The sequence below is a fragment of the Mycobacterium shigaense genome (genome assembly GCF_002356315.1).
GTDB classification, from domain to species: domain Bacteria; phylum Actinomycetota; class Actinomycetes; order Mycobacteriales; family Mycobacteriaceae; genus Mycobacterium; species Mycobacterium shigaense.
On sequence record NZ_AP018164.1, the window covers coordinates 4545488 to 4563053 of the forward strand.

Consider the following 17566-nt stretch of genomic DNA (forward strand, 5'->3'; position numbering starts at 1 on the left):
AGCATGAGCAGCCCGGCGCCCCGTCCTCGCCTGGTGATCGTCGACGAGGTACCGATGTCCGCGTTGGTCGCCGAAGCCGACGATCCCAAGGCCGTGATCGTGGCCATCCACGGCGGCGGCACTACCGCAATGTATTTCGACTGCCCGGGCCATCCGTCATATTCCCTGGCACGCACGGGCGCAGCGGCCGGATTCACCGTGGTGGCCCTGGATCGGCCCGGCTACGGCAGCTCGGCGCCGTATCCCGAGGCGATGGCCTCCGGCGAGCAACGCGTCAACCTGGCTTACGGGGCGATCGACCGCATCCTCGACGAACGTCCGCGCGGCGCCGGCGTATTCGTGTGGGGTCACTCCGGCGGCTGCGAACTGACGATGCGGATGGCTGTCGATAGGCGCGGCTCAGAACTGCTCGGCATCGAGCTGGCCGGCACCGGCCGGCACTACCACCCCGCGGCGAAACAGATACTGAAAACGGCTACCCGTGAACGCCGCCCGTCGGGCATGCGGGATCTGCTGTGGAGCCCGGCGGAGCTGTATCCGCCCGAGGTTCTCGGCGGCGTAACGGTTTCCCCGTCCGCGCCGGCCTACGAGGACCAGATGGTGTCCGACTGGGCGCGACAGACGTTCCCGGAGCTGGCACCCGCGGTGAGCATCCCTGTGCACTTCAGCATCGCCGAGCACGAAAAGGTTTGGCAGGCCGACGATGCGGCGGTAGCCGAAATCACCGCCCTGTTCTCCGCGGCGCCACGGTTCGTCGTGCATCGACAATCCGACGCCGGGCACAACATCAGCCTCGGTCACACCGCCCCGGACTATCACGCGAAAGTTCTTGCTTTCGTGCAGGAATGCACAGACGGGCCTGGGGCGGACGCCGAAGCCGATTTGGAGGCTGGTTGATGCGGGTCGGGTTCATCGGACTGGGCAGTCAGGGCGGGCCCATGGCCAGGCGGATCATCGAGGGCGGCTTCACGACGGCGCTGTGGGCACGCCGGCCGGCATCGCTCGAGCCGTTCGCCGACACCGCGGCCAAGATCGTCGAATCACCGGCCGAACTCGCCGCATCCAGCGATCTGATCTGCCTGTGTGTCGTCGGCGAGGCCGACATCGAGGAGGTCCTCAACGGTGAGCAGGGGCTGCTGGCGGGGCTGACGCCGGGCAGTGTGATCGCGGTGCACAGCACGGTGCATCCCAACACCTGCAAATCGCTCGCGAAAAGGCTTACCGGCAAGGATGTTTCAATCATCGACGCGCCGGTGAGCGGCGGCGGCCCCGCGGCCGCCGAAGGCCGCCTGATGGTCATGGTGGGCGGCGACGCCGACGTCGTCGAGCACTGCCGGCCCGTGTTCGACACCTACGCCGACCCGGTAGTCCATCTCGGCGAGCTGGGTTCGGGGCAGACCACCAAGTTGATCAACAACCTGCTCTTCACCGCAAATCTGGGCACCGCAGTCACCGCCCTGTCCCTGGCGAAGTCCCTGGGCGTCTCCCCAGAACGGCTCACCGAGGTCGTCTCCCGTAGTAGCGGAAACAGCTTCGCGCTCAAGGTCGTTGGTGGCGAAGCGAGCCTGGACCGGCTGGCAGGGCTGGCCGGAACACTGCTGCAGAAGGACGTCCGCCTGGTCGTCGACCTGGCCGAGCACGCCGCCGCCAGCGCGGGCGCGGTGCTCGACGCGGCCGATGCCGCACTGGCCCTGATGGATCACCCGAGGTGAGGGTCGGATTCATCGGCGCGGGACGGATGGGCCGCCCGATGGTGGCCCGCCTCGTCGCCGGGGGACACGACGTCACCGCCCTGGGCCGCACCGTCGGCCAGCGGCGCGACCTCGAGCGGCTGGGCGTCCACGCGGTCGGTGAACTCGCCGATGCGGTCGCCCGCGCCGACGTCGTGACTCTCTGTGTGTTCACCGACGAACAGGTGCGGGAGATCTGCCTGGAGAGCGCCCTGCTGACGGTCATGCCAGCCGGCTCCACGCTGGTGGTTCACACGACCACCACCCCGACCACCATCGAGGCCATCTCGGCCCGTGCCGGTCGTGTCGCCGTCATCGACGCCCCGGTCAGCGGCGGCCCGCACGACGTCGCGAGGGGCACGCTCACCCTGTTCGTCGGTGGCTCCGGCGACGCCGTGGGACGGCTGCTGCCGCTGTTGAGCTGCTATGCCGATCCGATCCTGCAGGTGGGGCCGAGCGGCGCCGGGCAGAAGGTGAAGCTGGTCAACAACGCGTTGTTCGCCGGTCAGCTCGGGCTGCTCGCGGAATCCGTCCGGCTGGGCGAGCAACTGGGTGTCCCGCAAGAGACCGTGCTCGCCGCCCTGGCGCACGGCAGCGCCGCCAGCCGGGCACTGGATATCGTCGCCGCGCGGGGTTCCGTCGCTTCGTTTATCGAGGTAGCAGGTGAATTCGTGGGTAAGGACGTCGCCGTCGTCCGGGAGATCACCGAAAAGCTCGGCGGCGATCTCGGCGTGCTCGGCGATGTCATCGAAGTAGTCGGCGGCGGCGGCGGAAAGTTCTGACATGACGCCATTTCGGTCCTTTTCGGTTGGCCAGGAAAGCGCTACCGTTAGCGTTACAGTCAGGCATTCGATCGTAACGGTTCCAGCCCGCCCCAACCCTCGCCGCTGAGGAGGATGTCAGTGACCAAGCCGAAGGTCGTCTTCGATCCGTACTCCGAGGAGTACTACAACAACCCCTTCGACATCTATCGACGAATGCGCGAGGACGCCCCGCTGTATTACGACGAGAAAGAGGACTTCTACGCGCTGACGCGCCATGAGGACGTGGCGGCGGCCTTCAAGGACTTCGAGACGTATTCGTCGGCGCGCGGTTGTGACCTGGCGATGGTGCGCAGGGGCGTCTCCCCCGAGCAGCGCTCGATCATCTTCATGGACCCGCCGGATCACCGGCACATGCGCAGCCTGCTCAACAAGGCGTTCACCCCGCGCGCCGTGCAATCCCAGCGGGAAACGATCATCGAGGTCATCGACAAGTACCTGGGCGCCATCGACTCCGACCGGTTCGACGTCGTGCAGGACTTCTCCGGGCCGTTCCCGGTGGAGGTCATCACCCGGATGGCCGGGGTCCCAGAGGAATACCGCCAGCAGGTGCGCCACTGGATCGACACCAGCCTGCACCACGAGCCCGGGCAGATCGAGGTTAGCGAGGCCGGCATGCAGGCCAACATCGAGACCGCGATGTACTACTTCGGCCTCGTCCAGGAGCGGCGCGCCAACCCGCAGGACGACATGATCAGCCGGCTGATCGCGGCCGAGATCCCCGGCGAGAATGGCGAGCTGCGCAAGCTCGACGACATCGAGATCTGCGGTTTCGCAACGCTTCTGGGTGGCGCGGGCGCCGAGACCGTCACCAAGCTGATGGGCAACGCGGCGGTGATCTTCGCCCGTCACCCAGACCAGTGGCAGAAGCTGCGGGAGGACCGGGACAAGATCCCGGGGGCCGTCGAAGAGCTACTACGCTACGAGGGCCCCGTGCAGTACAACGTCCGCTACACGTTGAAGGAGGCGCACGTCAGCGGCGGCGTGATTCCGCCCTTCAAGCCGGTGTTCCTCTGCGGAGCCGCGGCCAACCGCGACCCGGAGGCCTTCACCGACGCCGACACGTTCGACATCGAGCGCGACCAGACCGAGGCGCAGCACCTCGGCCTGGGGTACGGAATTCACAGCTGCCTCGGCGCGGCGCTGGCCCGGCTGGAAAGCAGGATCGCGCTGGAGCGGCTGCTGGACTTCATGCCGCGCTACGAGGTGGATTGGGCCGGCTGCAAGCGGGTGAACATGCAAAACGTGGCGGGCTGGAAGAACGTACCCGTCCGGGTTCTTCGGTGAAGGGGTCGCGATGACGAGGAAGATCGAGGTCGACTGGGACCTCTGCGAGAGCAACGGCGTCTGCATGGGCATCAACCCCGACATCTTCGAGCTCGGCGATGACGACATGCTCACCGTGCATCAGGAAGAGGTCACCCCGGAAAACGAGGCGGACGTGCGCGAGGCCGTCCGGCAGTGCCCGAGGCAGGCGATCGCGATCGTGGGAGAGTAGCGCTTTAGAATCCGGAGAGGATGACCGCGTTGCAGTCGGCGGCCGCCTGGCGCAGTTTCGCCGCCTTCTGGTAGCCCTCGGATTCGTACCACGCCCGCGCGGCGTCGACCGATTCGAATTCCAGCACGACGGTCTGGTCGCCGTGCCACGTGCCTTCGATGACCTTCGGCGCGGTGTCCACCGCGAGAATGGTGGCTCCGCTCATCGCCGAACCGGCGGCCCGGGCGTAAGCCTTCATGCCCTCCGGATCCTTGATTGCCTCGGTGAGGATGACGTAGCCTTTTGGCCCGTTAGCCACTCGAATCTCCTTGCCTCGATGAGGATCTGATCAGTTCTCGGCTTCGGCCTCGGCGATGGCCTGCTCTGGGCAGCACTGGATGGCTTCCCGGGTGGCCGCCTCGAATTCCGTTGGGACATCGGAATCTATCGACACCGCGTAGCCGTCGCCGGTGAGGCTGAACACGTCCGGGCACAACGTGAGGCACATCCCGTGGCCGCGACAGCGTTGGTCGTCCACCCACACCCTCATGCCAGCGTGAATTCCAAGTGCAATTCGGTCAGCCCGCGCAGGATGTACGTCGGAACATATTGGTAGCGCCGGTCATTCGCGGGGCCGTGAACGTCCTCGTTGATCCTGATGTCGGTGGTGCGGTCCAACAGGCGCTCGATCGCCACCCGGGTTTCGGCTCGCGCCAGCGGCGCGCCGGGACAACTGTGGATGCCCCGACCGAACGAGATGTGCTGGCGGGCGTTCTTGCGGGCCGGGTCGAACGTGGCGGGATCTTCGAACCGGCGCGGATCACGGTTGGCGGCGGCCTGCACGATCATCACGGTGGTGCCGGCGGGCAGGTCCACGCCACCGACGTTGACGGGCCGCCGGTTGATCCGGAAATCGCCCTTGACCGGGCTCTCGTGGCGCAGCGACTCCTCGATGAAGTTGGGCAGCAGGCTGCGGTCCTTGCGCAGCTGCGCCTGGATGTCTGGGCGCTCCCCCAAGATCTGCAGCGCGGCGCCGAGCAGTCGCACGGTGGTCTCCTGGCCGGCGGAGAAGACGTTGGCGGCAACGCGCGCGACGTCTTCGACCTCCGGTGTCGAGCCGTCCGGGAAGGTGGCGGTGGCCAGGCCGGTCAGCACGTCGTCGCGACGGCTCTGACGGCGGGCGCGAACGTAGTCGGAAAACAGGCCGTAGAGGAATTCCAGCGGGCTATGCGACAGAGACCCCTTGGTGCCGCCGACGCCGCCGCCCGCATGCTCGGCGATGCCCCTGACGAACTTGTCGCGATCCTCCATTGGCACGCCCAGCAGATCGGCGATGACCAACAGCGTGAAGGGGCCGGAGAAGCCCTTGATCCATTCGCCGTGCCCGGGCGCCAAGAATTCGTCGAGCGCCTGATCGGCAAGTGCCCACATGGCGTCCTCGTTCTCCTTGAGGCGCTTGGGGGTGATCAGCCGCATCATCAAAGAGCGGTGATTGGTGTGGGTCGGCGGGTCCAGGGTGGGCAGCTGGTCGCTGAACGGCAGCTCATTGCGGTGTTGTTCGATCAGCTCGGTAATGTCACTGTTTCCCAGGCCCTCGAGGCTCACTGGGAAGCCCGGGAACGGTCCGGTCACCGAGATGCACGACGACCAGGTTTCGGTGTCGTTCAGCACGGCACAGGCCTCGTCCCAGCCCGTCACCATCGTGACCCCGTGATGGTCTTCCCGGGCCACCGGGCACTGCTCCCGCAACGACTCGTAGTACGGGTACGGGTCGGCGATGAGCTCGGTGCCCCGGAAGAAGTCCATGTTGGAGAAGTCGTTCGCCATCATGCTCCGTTCGAATCTCAGCAGTGAGAATGAGCCTCTCAGAGATGAGTATTACATTTCCACACGGCGTGAGCGGCGTCAACGACAGCCGCCCCGTCGTGGTTCGTCAGAACAACTAACTGGCGGGAACCAGGTCCGCGGCGACGGACGGCCACGCGAGCAGTCCGCTGCGGAAGGTCTCGATAAGACCGATCGATCCGATCGGTGCGCTGCCGTCGGTAGACGCGGCGGCCAGCGCCCGGCCCTTGAAGACCTGCGCGGCCGAGCTCAGCCGGTGTTGCACAAGGCCGACGCTGTCGTCGAGCTCGGCCGGCCAGGTCTCGCCCCACAGCGTGACCTCGGTGGCACCTTGATCGAGCGCGCGCAAAACGCCTCGGCGCACTTGCGAATCACAGTCGAACAAGTCCGCCGCGGCGGCCAGAGCCTGTGGACGCGGACGGATGTCGACCGACGCCAGGGCGAGTTCCAGCCCCAGGGCCTTGACGCCGAGGATCTGCAGCGGCCGCTCGTCGGCGTCGTCGCCGGGGTCGCTGAGCAGCACGGTGACATCCCAACCGGCCATCGCGCGGTCGAAGAGCCAGCCCCCGGCGCAGCGCACCACGTCGGCGACGCTCGAAGCGACGACGTCGAGCCGGTACCTCATGTCGTGGTCTGGGGCTGGCTGGTCGGCGCGAAGTCCCGCGCCAGTGTCTCGGCGTACTGCTTGAACACCTCGGTCAGCGGTATCGAAGGATCGAGTAACCATAGGGTTTCCATTCCATGTATGAAGGCGAGAATTTCCACCGCCTTGACCGCGGGGTCTATGTCGGCGCGATAAGCGCCGTCGGTCTGGCCGCGCCGGATGGCGGCGGCGACGATCTCGGTCGCGGCCTGCTGCCGGGCCAGCATGCGATCGTGCAACGGCGCGTCGGGAAGGATGCTCTCGACCAGCAGCACGGTGAATGTGCTCAGCAGCTCGGGAGCCCGGTTGAAGCGTTCGGCGACCTGCGAGATCTGGCTCAGTAGATCGCCGCCGCGGTCGGCGTGCGCCTCGTCGTCGAGATCGCGCGCGTCAAGCACCGCGTGCAGCAGCTGTTCCTTGGACTCGAAGTGATGCAGGAGCCCCGCAGGGGTGACGCCGGCTTCCCCGGCGATCTGGGCCAGCGTCGTCGCCCGCCAGCCGTTGCGTGCCAGGAGGCGCTGCGCCACCTCGAGGATCCGCTGCTTGCGGTCCTCACCTTTGGCGAGAAGCGTGTCGTAACGCCGTGCGTCGGGCACCGGACTCCTTTGACCGATTGACGGGCCGAAACAACCTAGTGAACACACAGTAGGTTAGTTTCTCGCCTGTGACAAGGGTCACCGGCGACTTGTCGGTGCGGCTCAGGCCAGGCCAGTACGGCGGTCCGCTAGGTAAGGAGCTCGACCAGCGTGGCGTTGGCCGTGCCGCCGCCTTCGCACATGGTCTGCAGCCCGTACCGGATGCCGTTGTCGCGCATGTGGTTCACCAACCGGGTCATCAGCACCGCCCCGGAGGCGCCCAGCGGGTGCCCCAGCGCGATCGCGCCGCCGAGTGGATTGACCCGTCGCGGGTCGGCACCGGTCTCGGCGAGCCAGGCCATCGGGACCGGCGCGAAGGCCTCGTTCACCTCGAACGCGCCGACTTCGGACAGCGCGACGCCGGCCTTGGTGAGCACCTTTTCCGTCGCCGGAATGGGTCCGGTGAGCATGAGCACCGGGTCGGCTCCGGTGACAGCGCCGGCGCGATAACGCACGAGCGGCGTCAGCCCGAGTTGCACCGCCATTTCCGACGTGGTCACCAGCAGCGCGGCCGCGCCGTCGGAGATCTGCGAGGAGTTGCCCGCATGGATCACGCCATCGTCGACGAACGCCGGCTTGAGCGATGCCAGTTTCTCGACGCTGGTCCCCCGTCGCACTCCCTCGTCGACGTTGACGACGGTGCCGTCCTCGACGAACACGGGGACGATCTGGTCGGTGAATGCGCCGGCGTCCAGCGCGGCGGCGGCGCGCTCGTGCGACTGCGCGGAATACTCGTCGACCTGGGTACGCGAGAAGCCCCACTTCTTGGCGATCATCTCCGCCGAGATGCCCTGATTGAAGGAGAAGTCGTCGTAGCGGCCAAGCACTTTGGGGCCGTACGGCATCCCGGATGCCCTGGCCGAGCCCAGCGGAACGCGGCTCATGACCTCCACGCCGCCGGCCACGACGACATCCTGCTGAGCCGACATCACCGCCTGCACCGCAAAGTCGAGAGCCTGCTGGCTGGAACCGCAGGCTCGATTGACCGTCGTGCCCGGAATGGCCTCGGGCCAGCCGGCGGCCAGGACGGCATAGCGCCCGATGTTGCTCGACTGGTCGCCCACCTGGGACACGCACCCCCAGACCACGTCATCGACGATCTCCGGTCCGACTCCGGCGCGCTCCAGCAGTTCGTTGAGCACGACCGCGGACAGGTCGGCGGCATGCATGCCGGACAGCCCGCCGTTTCGCTTCCCGACCGCCGTGCGCACCGCTTCGACGATGACTGTCTCGCGCATATCCCTACTCCGATCGCTCCTCGTCAGATCTTGACAGCGCCCAGCTGCCAGTAAACTACAGACCGCGCTTCGAAAAGATCTGCGAGAAAGTCGATTCCGGCGTCGCAACGACAAGGTCGCAACCCAGGGCCAGGTTCCATCCGGCACCGACCGCAACGCCGCTGACTTTGGCGACCGTAGGGATCGGGAGTTCGTGCAGGGCCAGCGCGACGTCGGTCAGCCGCTGCAGCTTGTGTTTCGGGTGAACATCGTCGGGAACCGAGATGTCGGCGCCGGAACAGAAGCTCCCGCCGGCACCGGTGATCACCAGCGCGCGCACGGCGCGGTCACGACCGGCCTCGTCGAGAGCGTGGCGCAGCGCCACCCATAGCTCCGGGTTGATGGCGTTTTTGCGACGCGGACGATTGAGCGTCAACGTACGCACCCCGCCGCTGTCCTCCGACAGCAGGACAAGGTCGTCTCGTCCTGCCAAGGCGCTCAATAGCTCCTCGGCAATTTCAGCACGTTGGACCCCAGGAAATTGAGAATCATCTCCTGGCTGACCGGTGCGATTTTCATCAGCCGGGCCTCACGGAAGTAGCGGGTGATGTGGTACTCCTCCGCGTAACCCATGCCGCCGTGAGTTTGCATCGCCCGGTCGGCGGCCGCGAAGCCGGCGTCAGCGCACAGGTACTTTGCCGTATTCGCTTCGCGCCCACAAGGTTTGCCGTTGTCATACAGCCATGTCGCCTTGCGCAACATCAGTTCGGCGGCGTCGAGGCGCGCCAGCGAGTCCGCGAGCGGGAACTGCAGTCCCTGGTTCATGCCGATGGGCCGGCCGAAGACCTCGCGCTCGTTGCCGTATTTCACCGCCTTGTCCAGCGCCACCCGGCCGATGCCCAGTGCCTCGGCCGCGATCAGCATGCGTTCAGGGTTGAGGCCATCCAGGATGTACTGAAATCCCTTGCCCTCCTCCCCGACTCGGTCCTCAAGCGGAACCTCGAGGTTGTCGATGAACAACTCGTTGGAGCTCACGGCGTTGCGGCCCATCTTGCGGATGGGACGGATGTCGATACGGCTGCGATCGAGGTCGGTGAGAAACAGCGTCATGCCGTCGGTCTTCTTCGTGACTTCGTCGTAGCTCTGGGTCCGTGTCAGCAACAGGATCTTGGAGGATTCCATCGCCTTGGAGATCCACACCTTGCGGCCATTGACCACGTAGCGGTCCCCGTCGCGCTTGGCGAACGTCGTGATGCGGGAAGTATCAAGTCCGGCACCGGGTTCGGTTACGCCGAAGCAGACGTGCACTTCACCCGTCGCCACCGAGGGCAGCGTACGCGCCTTCAGGTCGTCGGAGCCGTGCACGACCACCGGCTGCATCCCGAAGATGGACAGGTGGATCGAGCTGGCCGCGTTCATCGCGCCGCCGGACTTGGCGACCTCCTCGAGCAGGATGGTGGCTTCGGTGATACCGAGACCATGGCCGCCGTATTCGGTCGGGATCGTCATTCCCAGCCAGCCGCCGTCGGCTATCGCCTGGTAGAATTCGGAAGGGAATTCGTGCGCCTGGTCTTTTTCCATCCAGTACTGGTCGTCGAACTTGCCCGCCAGCTCCGCGACCGACCTGCGGATCACCTGCTGGTCATCGGTCAGCTCGAAATTCATTCCATCGCCGGGCACGGCGCCTCCTTATCAGCGCGAGCAGTCGCAGAATCGCACGATCGTCACCCTAACAATGCGATTCTGCGTCTGCTTGCCGGGCCCTGCCTAATTGGCGGGTCAATCCTTGTTGCCGGAAAGGGCTTTGGCGTTGGCCGCGAAGTCCGCAAAGGACGAGCCGCCCCGGCTGTCCTTTGCGTGGCCCTGCGCCTTGATAGACACGTCGTGCCCGTCGGCGGCCTCGCGCAGCGCACCGACCGTAGCCTGTTCGCGTGAAATGTGGGTGAACGGGTCGAACGAGTACCAGCGCATCGCGTTCTGGTAGGTCATCTTGTTGATCTCGTCGTCGGGGACGTTGTTGAGGGACAACACATCCCACAGCTCCTCGGGCGCGCCCGGCCACATTGAGTCGCTGTGCGGGTAGTCGGCCTCCCAGCAGATGTTGTCGATGCCGATCATGTTGCGCAGCGCTACGCCGACCTTGTCGCTGATGAAGCAGGTCAGGAAGTGGTCGCGGAAGACCTCACTGGGCAGCTTGCCCTTGAAGTCCTGGTGCGTCCAGGCGGAGTGCATCTCGTAGGTCCGGTCGGCGCGTTCCAAAAAGTAGGGGATCCAGCCGGTTCCGCCCTCGGAGAGCGCGACCTTGAGGTCCGGGAACTCCTTGATGGGACGCGACCACAACAGGTCCGCGGCGGCCTGCACGATGTTCATCGGCTGCAGCGTGATCATCACGTCCATCGGGGCGTCCGGCGCGGTGATGGCCAACCGCCCCGAGGAGCCAATGTGCACGTTCATCACGGTGTCGTTCTCCACCAACGCCTTCCACAGCGGATTCCAGTACTCGTCGTGGAAGCTGGGATAGCCCATTGCGGCCGGGTTTTCGGTGAAGGTCAGCGCGTGCACGCCCTTCTTCGACACCCGGCGCACCTCGGCGGCGCACGCCTCGGCATCCCAGATCACCGGGATCGCCATCGGAATGAATCGCGCGGGGTAGGCGCCACACCATTCGTCGATGTGCCAGTCGTTGTAAGCCTGCACCAGCGCGATCGAGAAGTCGTGGTCGTCGGTGGCGAACAGCCGCCCGGCAAACCCCGGGAACGACGGAAAGCAGATGGAGGCCAGGATGCCGCCGGCGTTCATGTCCTTGATCCGCTCGTCCACGTCGTAGCAACCCCGCCGGATCTCGTCGAGCCCCGTCGGCTCGATGCCGTACTCCTCCTTCGGCCGGCCGGCGACGGCGTTGAGTGCGACGTTGGGAATGACGGTGTCACGGAACTTCCACATGTCCGAGCCGTCGGCGTTGTGCACCAGGCGCGGCGCATCGTCTTGGTACTTCTTCGGCAGATGGTTCTTGAACATGTCCGGCGGTTCGACTGTGTGATCGTCGACGCTGATCAGCATCATGTCTTCTTTGTTCATGACGTTCCCTCTCCATCGAGTCCACTGAGCAGTCTGCCCCCATAACGTCGGCTTGCCAACGTCGGCCGTCTACCGTTGAAAACTATCTTCTCGTAATGCGAGAATCAACATCCCCATCGCTTCGGGAAGCGTTCCGGGTCGCCCCTCGCCGCCACGGATAACCTCCTCACGTGCGACGACGACGCGGCCGGGAGCGCGAGCGCCGCAGTCGCATCAAACTTCGAAACAAAAATTTGGTGCTCAACGCCGATTGGGCCGCACCGGGAGCTGCCTGCGACCGGCCACCCGCCGCACGAAGGCCGCTCATGCCGGGTCCGGGCCCCGGTGCCATTGACCGGAGGAGCGAATCGTGCAAGTCTGTTGGTTGTAAATGAGAATACAATTCTCATTCGCCGAGAGGAATACCTCAATGCGCTTGTCGCCGCTGCCCGCCGACCAGTGGGACGAGGCCACCCAGCAGGCGCTTTCGGCGATGCGAGACGCGGCCACCAACAACGCACTTTCCACCCTCGCCCGCCACCCGGCGCTGGCCAAGGCGTTCCTCCGGTTCAACGTCCACCTGCTGATGTCGTCCACGCTGCCGCCGCGCATCCGCGAGCTGGCGATCCTGCGGGTGGCGCATCGCCGGGAAAGCGCCTACGAATGGTCGCACCACGTCAGAATGGCCAAGGCCGAGGGAATCACCGACGAGCAGATCGCGGCGCTCCAGCGTGGCGAGGCGCTCGACGAATTCGACCGCGCGGTGACCACCGCCGTCGACGAACTCGACGAAAAGTCGCAGCTGTCAGACCAGACCTGGTCGGCACTCGGCGAGCGCCTGAGCGATCAGCAGCGGATGGACTTTGTCTTCACCGTCGGCTGTTACACCACGCTGGCCATGGCCTTCAACACTTTTGGCATTCAGCTCGAGCACGACTAGACGCATCAGAGAGGTTGAACTCGTGGCTCACTTCCCCAAGCCAGCTGCCGGCAGCTGGACAGAGAACTACCCCGACTTGGGCACCGATCCGGTTGATTACACCGACTCGATCGACCCCGCGTTCTTCGAGGCCGAGCGTGAGGCGGTCTTCAAGAGGACCTGGCTCAACGTCGGCCGGGTCGAGCGATTACCCAAGACCGGCAGCTACTTCACTCGAGAACTACCCTCGGCCGGCAATGGCACCTCGGTCATCCTCACCAAGACCAAGGACGGGATCGTCAAGGCGTATCACAACGTCTGCCGGCACCGCGGAAACAAGTTGGTGTGGAACGACTTTCCCAACGAGGAAACCTCAGGCACCTGCCGGCAGTTCACCTGCAAGTACCACGCCTGGCGCTACAGCCTCGACGGCGACCTGACCTTCGTCCAACAGGAAGACGAGTTCTTCAATCTCGACAAAAGCAACTTCGGCCTGGCCCCGGTCCGTTGCGAGGTCTGGGAAGGCTTCATCTTCATCAACTTCGACGACAACGCCGCGCCACTCATCGACTACCTCGGGCCGCTCGCCAAGAGCATCGAGGGCTACCCCTTCGGCGAGATGACCGAGACTTACTCCTATCGGGCCGAGGTCGGCAGCAACTGGAAGTTGTTCATCGACGCGTTCGTCGAGTTCTACCACGCGCCGATCCTGCACCAGGGGCAGTACACCAAGGAAGAAGCCGCCAAGATCCAGAAGTACGGCTACGAGGCGCTGCACTACGAAGTGGCCGGCCCGCACAGCCTGCAGTCGACCTGGGGTGGCCAGGCACCGCCAGCGGACATGAGCATGGTCAAGCCGCTGGACCAGGTGTTGCGCAGCGGGCTGTTCGGCCCATGGGACAAGCCGGAAATCATCCAGAACCTGGAACTGCCGCCGGGCGTCAACGTGAAGCGGGTGCCGCAGTGGGGCATCGACTCGTGGCTGTTCTACCCGAACTTCATGCTGCTGATCTGGGAGCCGGGCTGGTACCTGACCTACCACTACTGGCCGACCGCGGTGGACAAGCACATCTTCGAGTCGACGCTGTACTTCGTGCCGCCGCGCAACGCGCGGGAACGGCTGGCCCAGGAGTTAGCCGCGGTGACATTCAAGGAGTACGCGCTGCAGGACGCGAACACCCTGGAAGCGACCCAGACCATGATCGGCACCCGGGCGGTCAAGGAGTTCCTGCTGTGCGACCAGGAAGTCCTGATCCGCCATCTGCACCACACGACCGGCAACTACGTCAAGGAGTACCAGCGCAATGGCAAAGTTACCGTCTGAATTCGCCGAATTGGAGCCGTTTGTGGAGTGGGACCTGGCCACCGAGCCCGAGCGCTACGCCAAGCGGCTGGCTTCGACGATGCCCGAGATGCAGGCGTTCTACGACGTCGCGTTTCCGAAGCTGAACGACGTGATCGCGTACTGCGACAAGTTTCCGCTGGACGACCTGCCCGACGACGCGAAGAGCCTGATGCACATGATGCAATCGTTGGTGATGGTGTCGTTCCCGATCGAGGCATGGAAGCAGCCCCGCGTCCCCGACAGCGGAGCGGCGTGGGTCGAAGTGATCAGCGAACCGGTGATCTAGCCGGTGCCAACGCTCAAGGCCGCCGGGCTGCTCGACGTCGACGCCGGTGAGATCCTTCGCCCCGGCATCCTGAAGGTCGAAGCCGACCGGATCGCCGGCGTGGGGGGCTCGGGCCCGGAAGACGCGGTCATCGACCTGGGCGAGGCGATCCTGCTGCCCGGCCTGATGGACATGGAGGTCAACCTCCTGATGGGCGGCCGCGGCGAGACGCCGGGACTGTCTCAGGTGCAGGACGACCCGCCGACTCGGGTGCTGCGTGCGGTCGGCAACGCACGGCGCACACTGCGCGCCGGGTTCACCACCGTGCGCAACCTGGGCCTGTTCGTCAAGACCGGCGGCTACCTGCTCGACGTTGCCCTGGCCAAAGCCATCGACGCGGGATGGATCGAGGGCCCCCGCATCGTCCCGGCGGGTCACGCCATCACGCCCACCGGGGGACACCTCGACCCGACGATGTTCGCGGCCTTCATGCCGGGCGCGCTTGAGCTCACGGTCGAAGAGGGCATCGCCAACGGCGTCGACGAGATCCGCAAGGCCGTGCGTTACCAGATCAAACACGGGGCCCAGCTGATCAAGGTGTGCGTGTCCGGCGGCGTTATGTCACTAACCGGTGAGGCCGGCGCACAACACTATTCGGACGAGGAGCTGCGGGCGATCGTCGACGAGGCGCACCGGCGCGGGCTGCGCGTCGCCGCGCACACCCACGGCGCAGAAGCGGTCAAGCATGCGGTCGCGTGCGGTATCGACTGCATCGAGCACGGCTTCCTGATGGACGACGAGGCCATCCAGATGCTGGTCGACAACGATCGGTTCCTGGTGACCACCCGCGGGCTCGCCCAAGCGATGGACGTATCTCGCGCTCCAAAGGAGTTGCAGGACAAGGCAGCCGAGATGTTTCCCAAAGCCGAAACCTCGATCAAGGCCGCCTACGAGGCCGGGGTGAAGATCGCGGTTGGCACCGACGCGCCCGCGATACCGCACGGCCGCAACGCCGACGAGCTGGTCACCCTGGTCGAGTGGGGGATGCCGCCGCTGGCGGTGTTGCGAGCGGCCACCGTCGTTGCCGCCGATCTGATCAACTCGACGGACCGGGGCCGGCTGGCGCCGGGCCAGCTCGCCGATATCATCGCGGTACCGGGAAACCCGTTGGACGACATCACCGTTACCCGTAACGTCAGCTTTGTCATGAAAGGCGGCAAGGTCTATGTCAACGCCCGATCAGTCTGAGAGCGGCCCATCCAGAACGGACGATCTGGTCGAGATCCAGCAGCTGCTCGCCCGCTACGCGGTCACCATCACCCAAGAGGACATCGAGGGACTCATCGGCGTGTTCACCCCCGACGGGACCTACAGCGCCTTCGGTTCCACCTACCGGCTGGACCGGTTCCCCGAGCTGGTAGCCGCGGCGCCAAAGGGGTTGTTCCTCACCGGAACTGCCTTGATCGGCGACCTCGAAGGCGACTCCGCGAGCGGCACCCAGCCGTTGTGCTTCATCGACGGGTCGACCCACGACATGCGGATCGGCTACTACCGCGACACCTACTCGCGGACCGCGGACGGCTGGCGGCTGAAGACCCGAGCCATGACGTTCATTCGCCGCAACGGCGTGCACGACTCCGGGCGCCCGCACGCGATCGGTCGCCCCGCACCGTGAACGTCGAGGAGTTCCGGACCGATCTGCGCGCGTGGCTCGATGAACACGACCTGACCCCCGGACCCGACGACTCGCTGCAGTCGCACATGCGGCAATTCCTCCGGGTGAGCCGCGCGCTCTACGACGCCGATTGGATGCGGTACGGCTGGCCCGTCGAGGTCGGTGGCCTGGGCGGACCCGCCCTGCTGCGCGCGATCGTCGGCGAAGAGGTGGTCGGCCGCCGCCTGGCCGAGCCCGGCCCGTATTCGATGCTCGAGGTGCTCGCTCCCACGATGATCGACTACGCGCCGACCGAACTCGCCGCCGAGATGGTGCCGCGATTGCTGCGCGGCGAAGAGCAGTGGTGCCAAGGCTTTTCCGAGCCCGGGTCCGGCAGCGACCTGGCGTCGTTGACCACCCGCGCGGTGCGGGACGGCGACAACTGGATCGTCAACGGGCAGAAGGTGTGGACCAGCTTCGCGCAGTTCTCCACCCGTTGCATCCTGCTCACCCGCACCGGGCCCGGCCAACCAAACCATGAGGGCATCACCGCGTTCTTCGTCGACCTGGACACTCCCGGCATCACCATCCGGCCGCTGCGCACGATGCACGGCGTCGACGAGTTCTGCGAGGTGTACTACGACGACGTGGTGGTCCCGTCGAGCCGCATGCTCGGCAAGCCCGGCGACGGCTGGAAACTCGCGATGGACCTGCTGCCCTTCGAGCGCTCCACCTGCTTCTGGCAGCGCATCGCCTACCTGTACTCGCGATTCGATGAGCTCATCGCCGAGGTGTCCGGCGGCAGCAGACATGGAGGCTACGACGAATATGATTTGGGTGCAGCGTATCTCGCGTTGCACACGCTACGTTGCCGGTCCCGCGCCACCCAGTACCGGCTGCGCGACGGAGCACGGCTGGGCCCCGACACCTCGATCGACAAGGTGCTGCTGGCCTCCGCCGAACAGCGCCTCTACGACACCGTGCGCGACCTGATGCCAGGAGACCTCGAGCTCGACGAGACACCGTGGCGTTCGGAGTACCTGTATTCGCGCGCATCGACCATCTACGGCGGGACCGCCGAGATTCAGCGCAACATCATCGCCCGCTGGCTGCTCGACCTCGGGAAGGAGTGATCGTGGACCCGGGCTCGGACTCCGAAGAGCTGCAGCTGCTGGCGGAGTCGATACGCACCGCGATGACCGCGGCTTCCGGCGCCAAGCTCGACGCCGCCTTGACCAAGCTCGGCTGGCACGACATGCTGAGCGAAATCCCCCAGTTGGCACTCCCTCTGGTGTTTCGACTGCTCGGTGAAACGGGCGCGCACGCGCCGGTGCTCAACGACGTGGTTTTGCGCGCGGCAGGGAAGGCGCCGGGCGGTGTCACCCCGCTTCCGTTCGCGGGGGACTCCTGGGTGCAGTGGAAGCGGGAAGACATTCCGAGTTCGGCAATCGACGGTGAGTTACCTATACACCCTGTCGCAGAAGGCGATTCACTCACGCAAGCCGGGCTGGCAGCCGGGCGGCGGGCGGTGGGCTGGTGGCTCGTCGGCAGCAGCCGGGCGATGCTCACGCTGGCGCGCCAACACGCTCTGGATCGCGTCCAATTCGGCCGTCACATCAGTTCTTTCCAAGCGATTCGGCATCGGCTGGCCGAGACACTGGTTGCCATCGAGGGCGCCGAGGCGACCCTCGTGACCGCCGCCGAGGTGTCCGAGGACCCCGGCGGCCTCGCCAGCCTACTGGCGAAGGCGGCCGCCGGCCAGGCGGCGTTGACCACCGCGAAGCACTGCCAGCAGGTGCTCGGCGGCATCGGCTTCACCGCCGAACACATGCTGCATCGTCACGTCAAGCGGGCCCTGGTGCTGGACAGCTTGCTCGGCAGCGCGCGAGAACTAACCCTCGAAGCGGGTAAAGTGCTGCGGGCCAAGGGATCCGCGCCCCGGCTGGCGCAGCTCTAGC

Annotated in this window: 20 protein-coding genes and 1 pseudogene; 12 read left to right on the forward strand and 9 right to left on the reverse strand. The window is 65.8% G+C overall.

Features of this window, described 5'->3' with window-relative positions:
* Positions 1-3: 3 nt before the first annotated feature.
* The 5 genes from MSG_RS21235 to MSG_RS21255 all read left to right on the forward strand — a co-directional run bounded on the left by MSG_RS21235 (position 4) and on the right by MSG_RS21255 (position 4049).
* Positions 4-897 (forward strand): alpha/beta hydrolase, encoded by an 894-nt coding sequence (locus MSG_RS21235; RefSeq protein WP_096442747.1) that lies wholly within the window; start codon positions 4-6, stop codon positions 895-897.
* Positions 897-1712 (forward strand): NAD(P)-dependent oxidoreductase, encoded by an 816-nt coding sequence (locus MSG_RS21240; protein WP_096442749.1) that lies wholly within the window; start codon positions 897-899, stop codon positions 1710-1712. The genes MSG_RS21235 and MSG_RS21240 overlap by 1 nt, the downstream gene beginning before the upstream one ends.
* Positions 1709-2512 (forward strand): NAD(P)-dependent oxidoreductase, encoded by an 804-nt coding sequence (locus MSG_RS21245; RefSeq protein ID WP_096442751.1) that lies wholly within the window; start codon positions 1709-1711, stop codon positions 2510-2512. Before MSG_RS21240 ends, MSG_RS21245 begins: the two co-directional genes overlap by 4 nt.
* A 120-nt stretch (positions 2513-2632) precedes the next feature.
* The gene (locus tag MSG_RS21250; protein ID WP_096444711.1) at positions 2633-3838 is read left to right on the forward strand and encodes a cytochrome P450; all 1206 of its coding nucleotides are present in this window, start codon (positions 2633-2635) and stop codon (positions 3836-3838) included.
* Between the two features lie 10 nt (positions 3839-3848).
* A complete protein-coding gene (locus MSG_RS21255) occupies positions 3849-4049 on the forward strand; it encodes a ferredoxin (protein WP_096442753.1) in 201 nt (66 codons plus the stop codon).
* Between the two features lie 4 nt (positions 4050-4053).
* On the opposite strand, the gene MSG_RS21260 is transcribed toward MSG_RS21255, so the two are convergent.
* The 9 genes and pseudogenes from MSG_RS21260 to MSG_RS21300 all read right to left on the reverse strand — a co-directional run bounded on the left by MSG_RS21260 (position 4054) and on the right by MSG_RS21300 (position 11446).
* Complete coding sequence (locus tag MSG_RS21260; protein ID WP_096442755.1) at positions 4054-4347, reverse strand: DUF1330 domain-containing protein; 294 nt, start codon at positions 4345-4347, stop codon at positions 4054-4056.
* Positions 4348-4377: 30 nt separating this feature from the next.
* The gene (locus MSG_RS21265) at positions 4378-4578 is read right to left on the reverse strand and encodes a ferredoxin (RefSeq protein WP_096442757.1); all 201 of its coding nucleotides are present in this window, start codon (positions 4576-4578) and stop codon (positions 4378-4380) included.
* The gene (locus MSG_RS21270; protein ID WP_096444712.1) at positions 4575-5855 is read right to left on the reverse strand and encodes a cytochrome P450; all 1281 of its coding nucleotides are present in this window, start codon (positions 5853-5855) and stop codon (positions 4575-4577) included. The genes MSG_RS21265 and MSG_RS21270 overlap by 4 nt, the downstream gene beginning before the upstream one ends.
* 115 nt (positions 5856-5970) lie before the next feature.
* Complete coding sequence (locus MSG_RS21275) at positions 5971-6498, reverse strand: hypothetical protein (protein ID WP_096442759.1); 528 nt, start codon at positions 6496-6498, stop codon at positions 5971-5973.
* Complete coding sequence (locus MSG_RS21280; RefSeq protein WP_096442761.1) at positions 6495-7112, reverse strand: TetR/AcrR family transcriptional regulator; 618 nt, start codon at positions 7110-7112, stop codon at positions 6495-6497. The genes MSG_RS21275 and MSG_RS21280 overlap by 4 nt, the downstream gene beginning before the upstream one ends.
* A gap of 128 nt (positions 7113-7240) precedes the next feature.
* Positions 7241-8389 (reverse strand): thiolase family protein, encoded by a 1149-nt coding sequence (locus MSG_RS21285; RefSeq protein WP_096442763.1) that lies wholly within the window; start codon positions 8387-8389, stop codon positions 7241-7243.
* Between the two features lie 58 nt (positions 8390-8447).
* A pseudogene (locus MSG_RS21290) lies at positions 8448-8861 on the reverse strand (enoyl-CoA hydratase/isomerase family protein); the annotation flags it as partial.
* A gap of 5 nt (positions 8862-8866) precedes the next feature.
* The gene (locus MSG_RS21295) at positions 8867-10033 is read right to left on the reverse strand and encodes an acyl-CoA dehydrogenase family protein (RefSeq protein ID WP_096442765.1); all 1167 of its coding nucleotides are present in this window, start codon (positions 10031-10033) and stop codon (positions 8867-8869) included.
* Between the two features lie 114 nt (positions 10034-10147).
* A complete protein-coding gene (locus tag MSG_RS21300) occupies positions 10148-11446 on the reverse strand; it encodes an amidohydrolase family protein (RefSeq protein ID WP_096442767.1) in 1299 nt (432 codons plus the stop codon).
* A gap of 409 nt (positions 11447-11855) precedes the next feature.
* Here MSG_RS21300 and MSG_RS21305 point away from each other — a divergent pair, with 409 nt between their 5' ends.
* The 7 genes from MSG_RS21305 (at position 11856) to MSG_RS21335 (ending at position 17565) form a co-directional block, all read left to right on the forward strand.
* Complete coding sequence (locus MSG_RS21305; RefSeq protein WP_096442769.1) at positions 11856-12365, forward strand: carboxymuconolactone decarboxylase family protein; 510 nt, start codon at positions 11856-11858, stop codon at positions 12363-12365.
* A 22-nt stretch (positions 12366-12387) separates the two neighbouring features.
* Complete coding sequence (locus tag MSG_RS21310; protein ID WP_096442770.1) at positions 12388-13668, forward strand: aromatic ring-hydroxylating oxygenase subunit alpha; 1281 nt, start codon at positions 12388-12390, stop codon at positions 13666-13668.
* A complete protein-coding gene (locus MSG_RS21315) occupies positions 13649-13975 on the forward strand; it encodes a hypothetical protein (protein ID WP_096442772.1) in 327 nt (108 codons plus the stop codon). The genes MSG_RS21310 and MSG_RS21315 overlap by 20 nt, the downstream gene beginning before the upstream one ends.
* 3 nt (positions 13976-13978) lie before the next feature.
* Positions 13979-15202 (forward strand): metal-dependent hydrolase family protein, encoded by a 1224-nt coding sequence (locus MSG_RS21320; RefSeq protein ID WP_096442774.1) that lies wholly within the window; start codon positions 13979-13981, stop codon positions 15200-15202.
* On the forward strand, positions 15180-15629 hold the full coding sequence (locus MSG_RS21325) for a nuclear transport factor 2 family protein (protein WP_096442776.1): 450 nt from the start codon (positions 15180-15182) through the stop codon (positions 15627-15629). The genes MSG_RS21320 and MSG_RS21325 overlap by 23 nt, the downstream gene beginning before the upstream one ends.
* A complete protein-coding gene (locus MSG_RS21330) occupies positions 15626-16741 on the forward strand; it encodes an acyl-CoA dehydrogenase family protein (protein ID WP_096442778.1) in 1116 nt (371 codons plus the stop codon). Before MSG_RS21325 ends, MSG_RS21330 begins: the two co-directional genes overlap by 4 nt.
* A 62-nt stretch (positions 16742-16803) precedes the next feature.
* Positions 16804-17565, forward strand: a complete 762-nt coding sequence (locus tag MSG_RS21335) for an acyl-CoA dehydrogenase family protein (RefSeq protein ID WP_096444713.1) — start codon at positions 16804-16806, stop codon at positions 17563-17565.
* Position 17566 lies beyond the last annotated feature (1 nt).

Excerpts from the sequence above, each read along its gene's own strand:
- MSG_RS21235 (WP_096442747.1), top strand. The coding sequence starts at position 4 with ATGAGCAGCCCGGCGCCCCGTCCTCGCCTGGTGATCGTCGACGAGGTA.
- MSG_RS21240 (WP_096442749.1), top strand. The coding sequence starts at position 897 with ATGCGGGTCGGGTTCATCGGACTGGGCAGTCAGGGCGGGCCCATGGCC.
- MSG_RS21255 (WP_096442753.1), top strand. The coding sequence starts at position 3,849 with ATGACGAGGAAGATCGAGGTCGACTGGGACCTCTGCGAGAGCAACGGC.
- MSG_RS21265 (WP_096442757.1), bottom strand. The coding sequence starts at position 4,578 with ATGAGGGTGTGGGTGGACGACCAACGCTGTCGCGGCCACGGGATGTGC.
- MSG_RS21270 (WP_096444712.1), bottom strand. The coding sequence starts at position 5,855 with ATGGCGAACGACTTCTCCAACATGGACTTCTTCCGGGGCACCGAGCTC.
- MSG_RS21275 (WP_096442759.1), bottom strand. The coding sequence starts at position 6,498 with ATGAGGTACCGGCTCGACGTCGTCGCTTCGAGCGTCGCCGACGTGGTG.
- MSG_RS21285 (WP_096442763.1), bottom strand. The coding sequence starts at position 8,389 with ATGCGCGAGACAGTCATCGTCGAAGCGGTGCGCACGGCGGTCGGGAAG.
- MSG_RS21295 (WP_096442765.1), bottom strand. The coding sequence starts at position 10,033 with ATGAATTTCGAGCTGACCGATGACCAGCAGGTGATCCGCAGGTCGGTC.
- MSG_RS21300 (WP_096442767.1), bottom strand. The coding sequence starts at position 11,446 with ATGAACAAAGAAGACATGATGCTGATCAGCGTCGACGATCACACAGTC.
- MSG_RS21305 (WP_096442769.1), top strand. The coding sequence starts at position 11,856 with ATGCGCTTGTCGCCGCTGCCCGCCGACCAGTGGGACGAGGCCACCCAG.
- MSG_RS21315 (WP_096442772.1), top strand. The coding sequence starts at position 13,649 with ATGGCAAAGTTACCGTCTGAATTCGCCGAATTGGAGCCGTTTGTGGAG.
- MSG_RS21325 (WP_096442776.1), top strand. The coding sequence starts at position 15,180 with ATGTCAACGCCCGATCAGTCTGAGAGCGGCCCATCCAGAACGGACGAT.
- MSG_RS21335 (WP_096444713.1), top strand. The coding sequence starts at position 16,804 with ATGACCGCGGCTTCCGGCGCCAAGCTCGACGCCGCCTTGACCAAGCTC.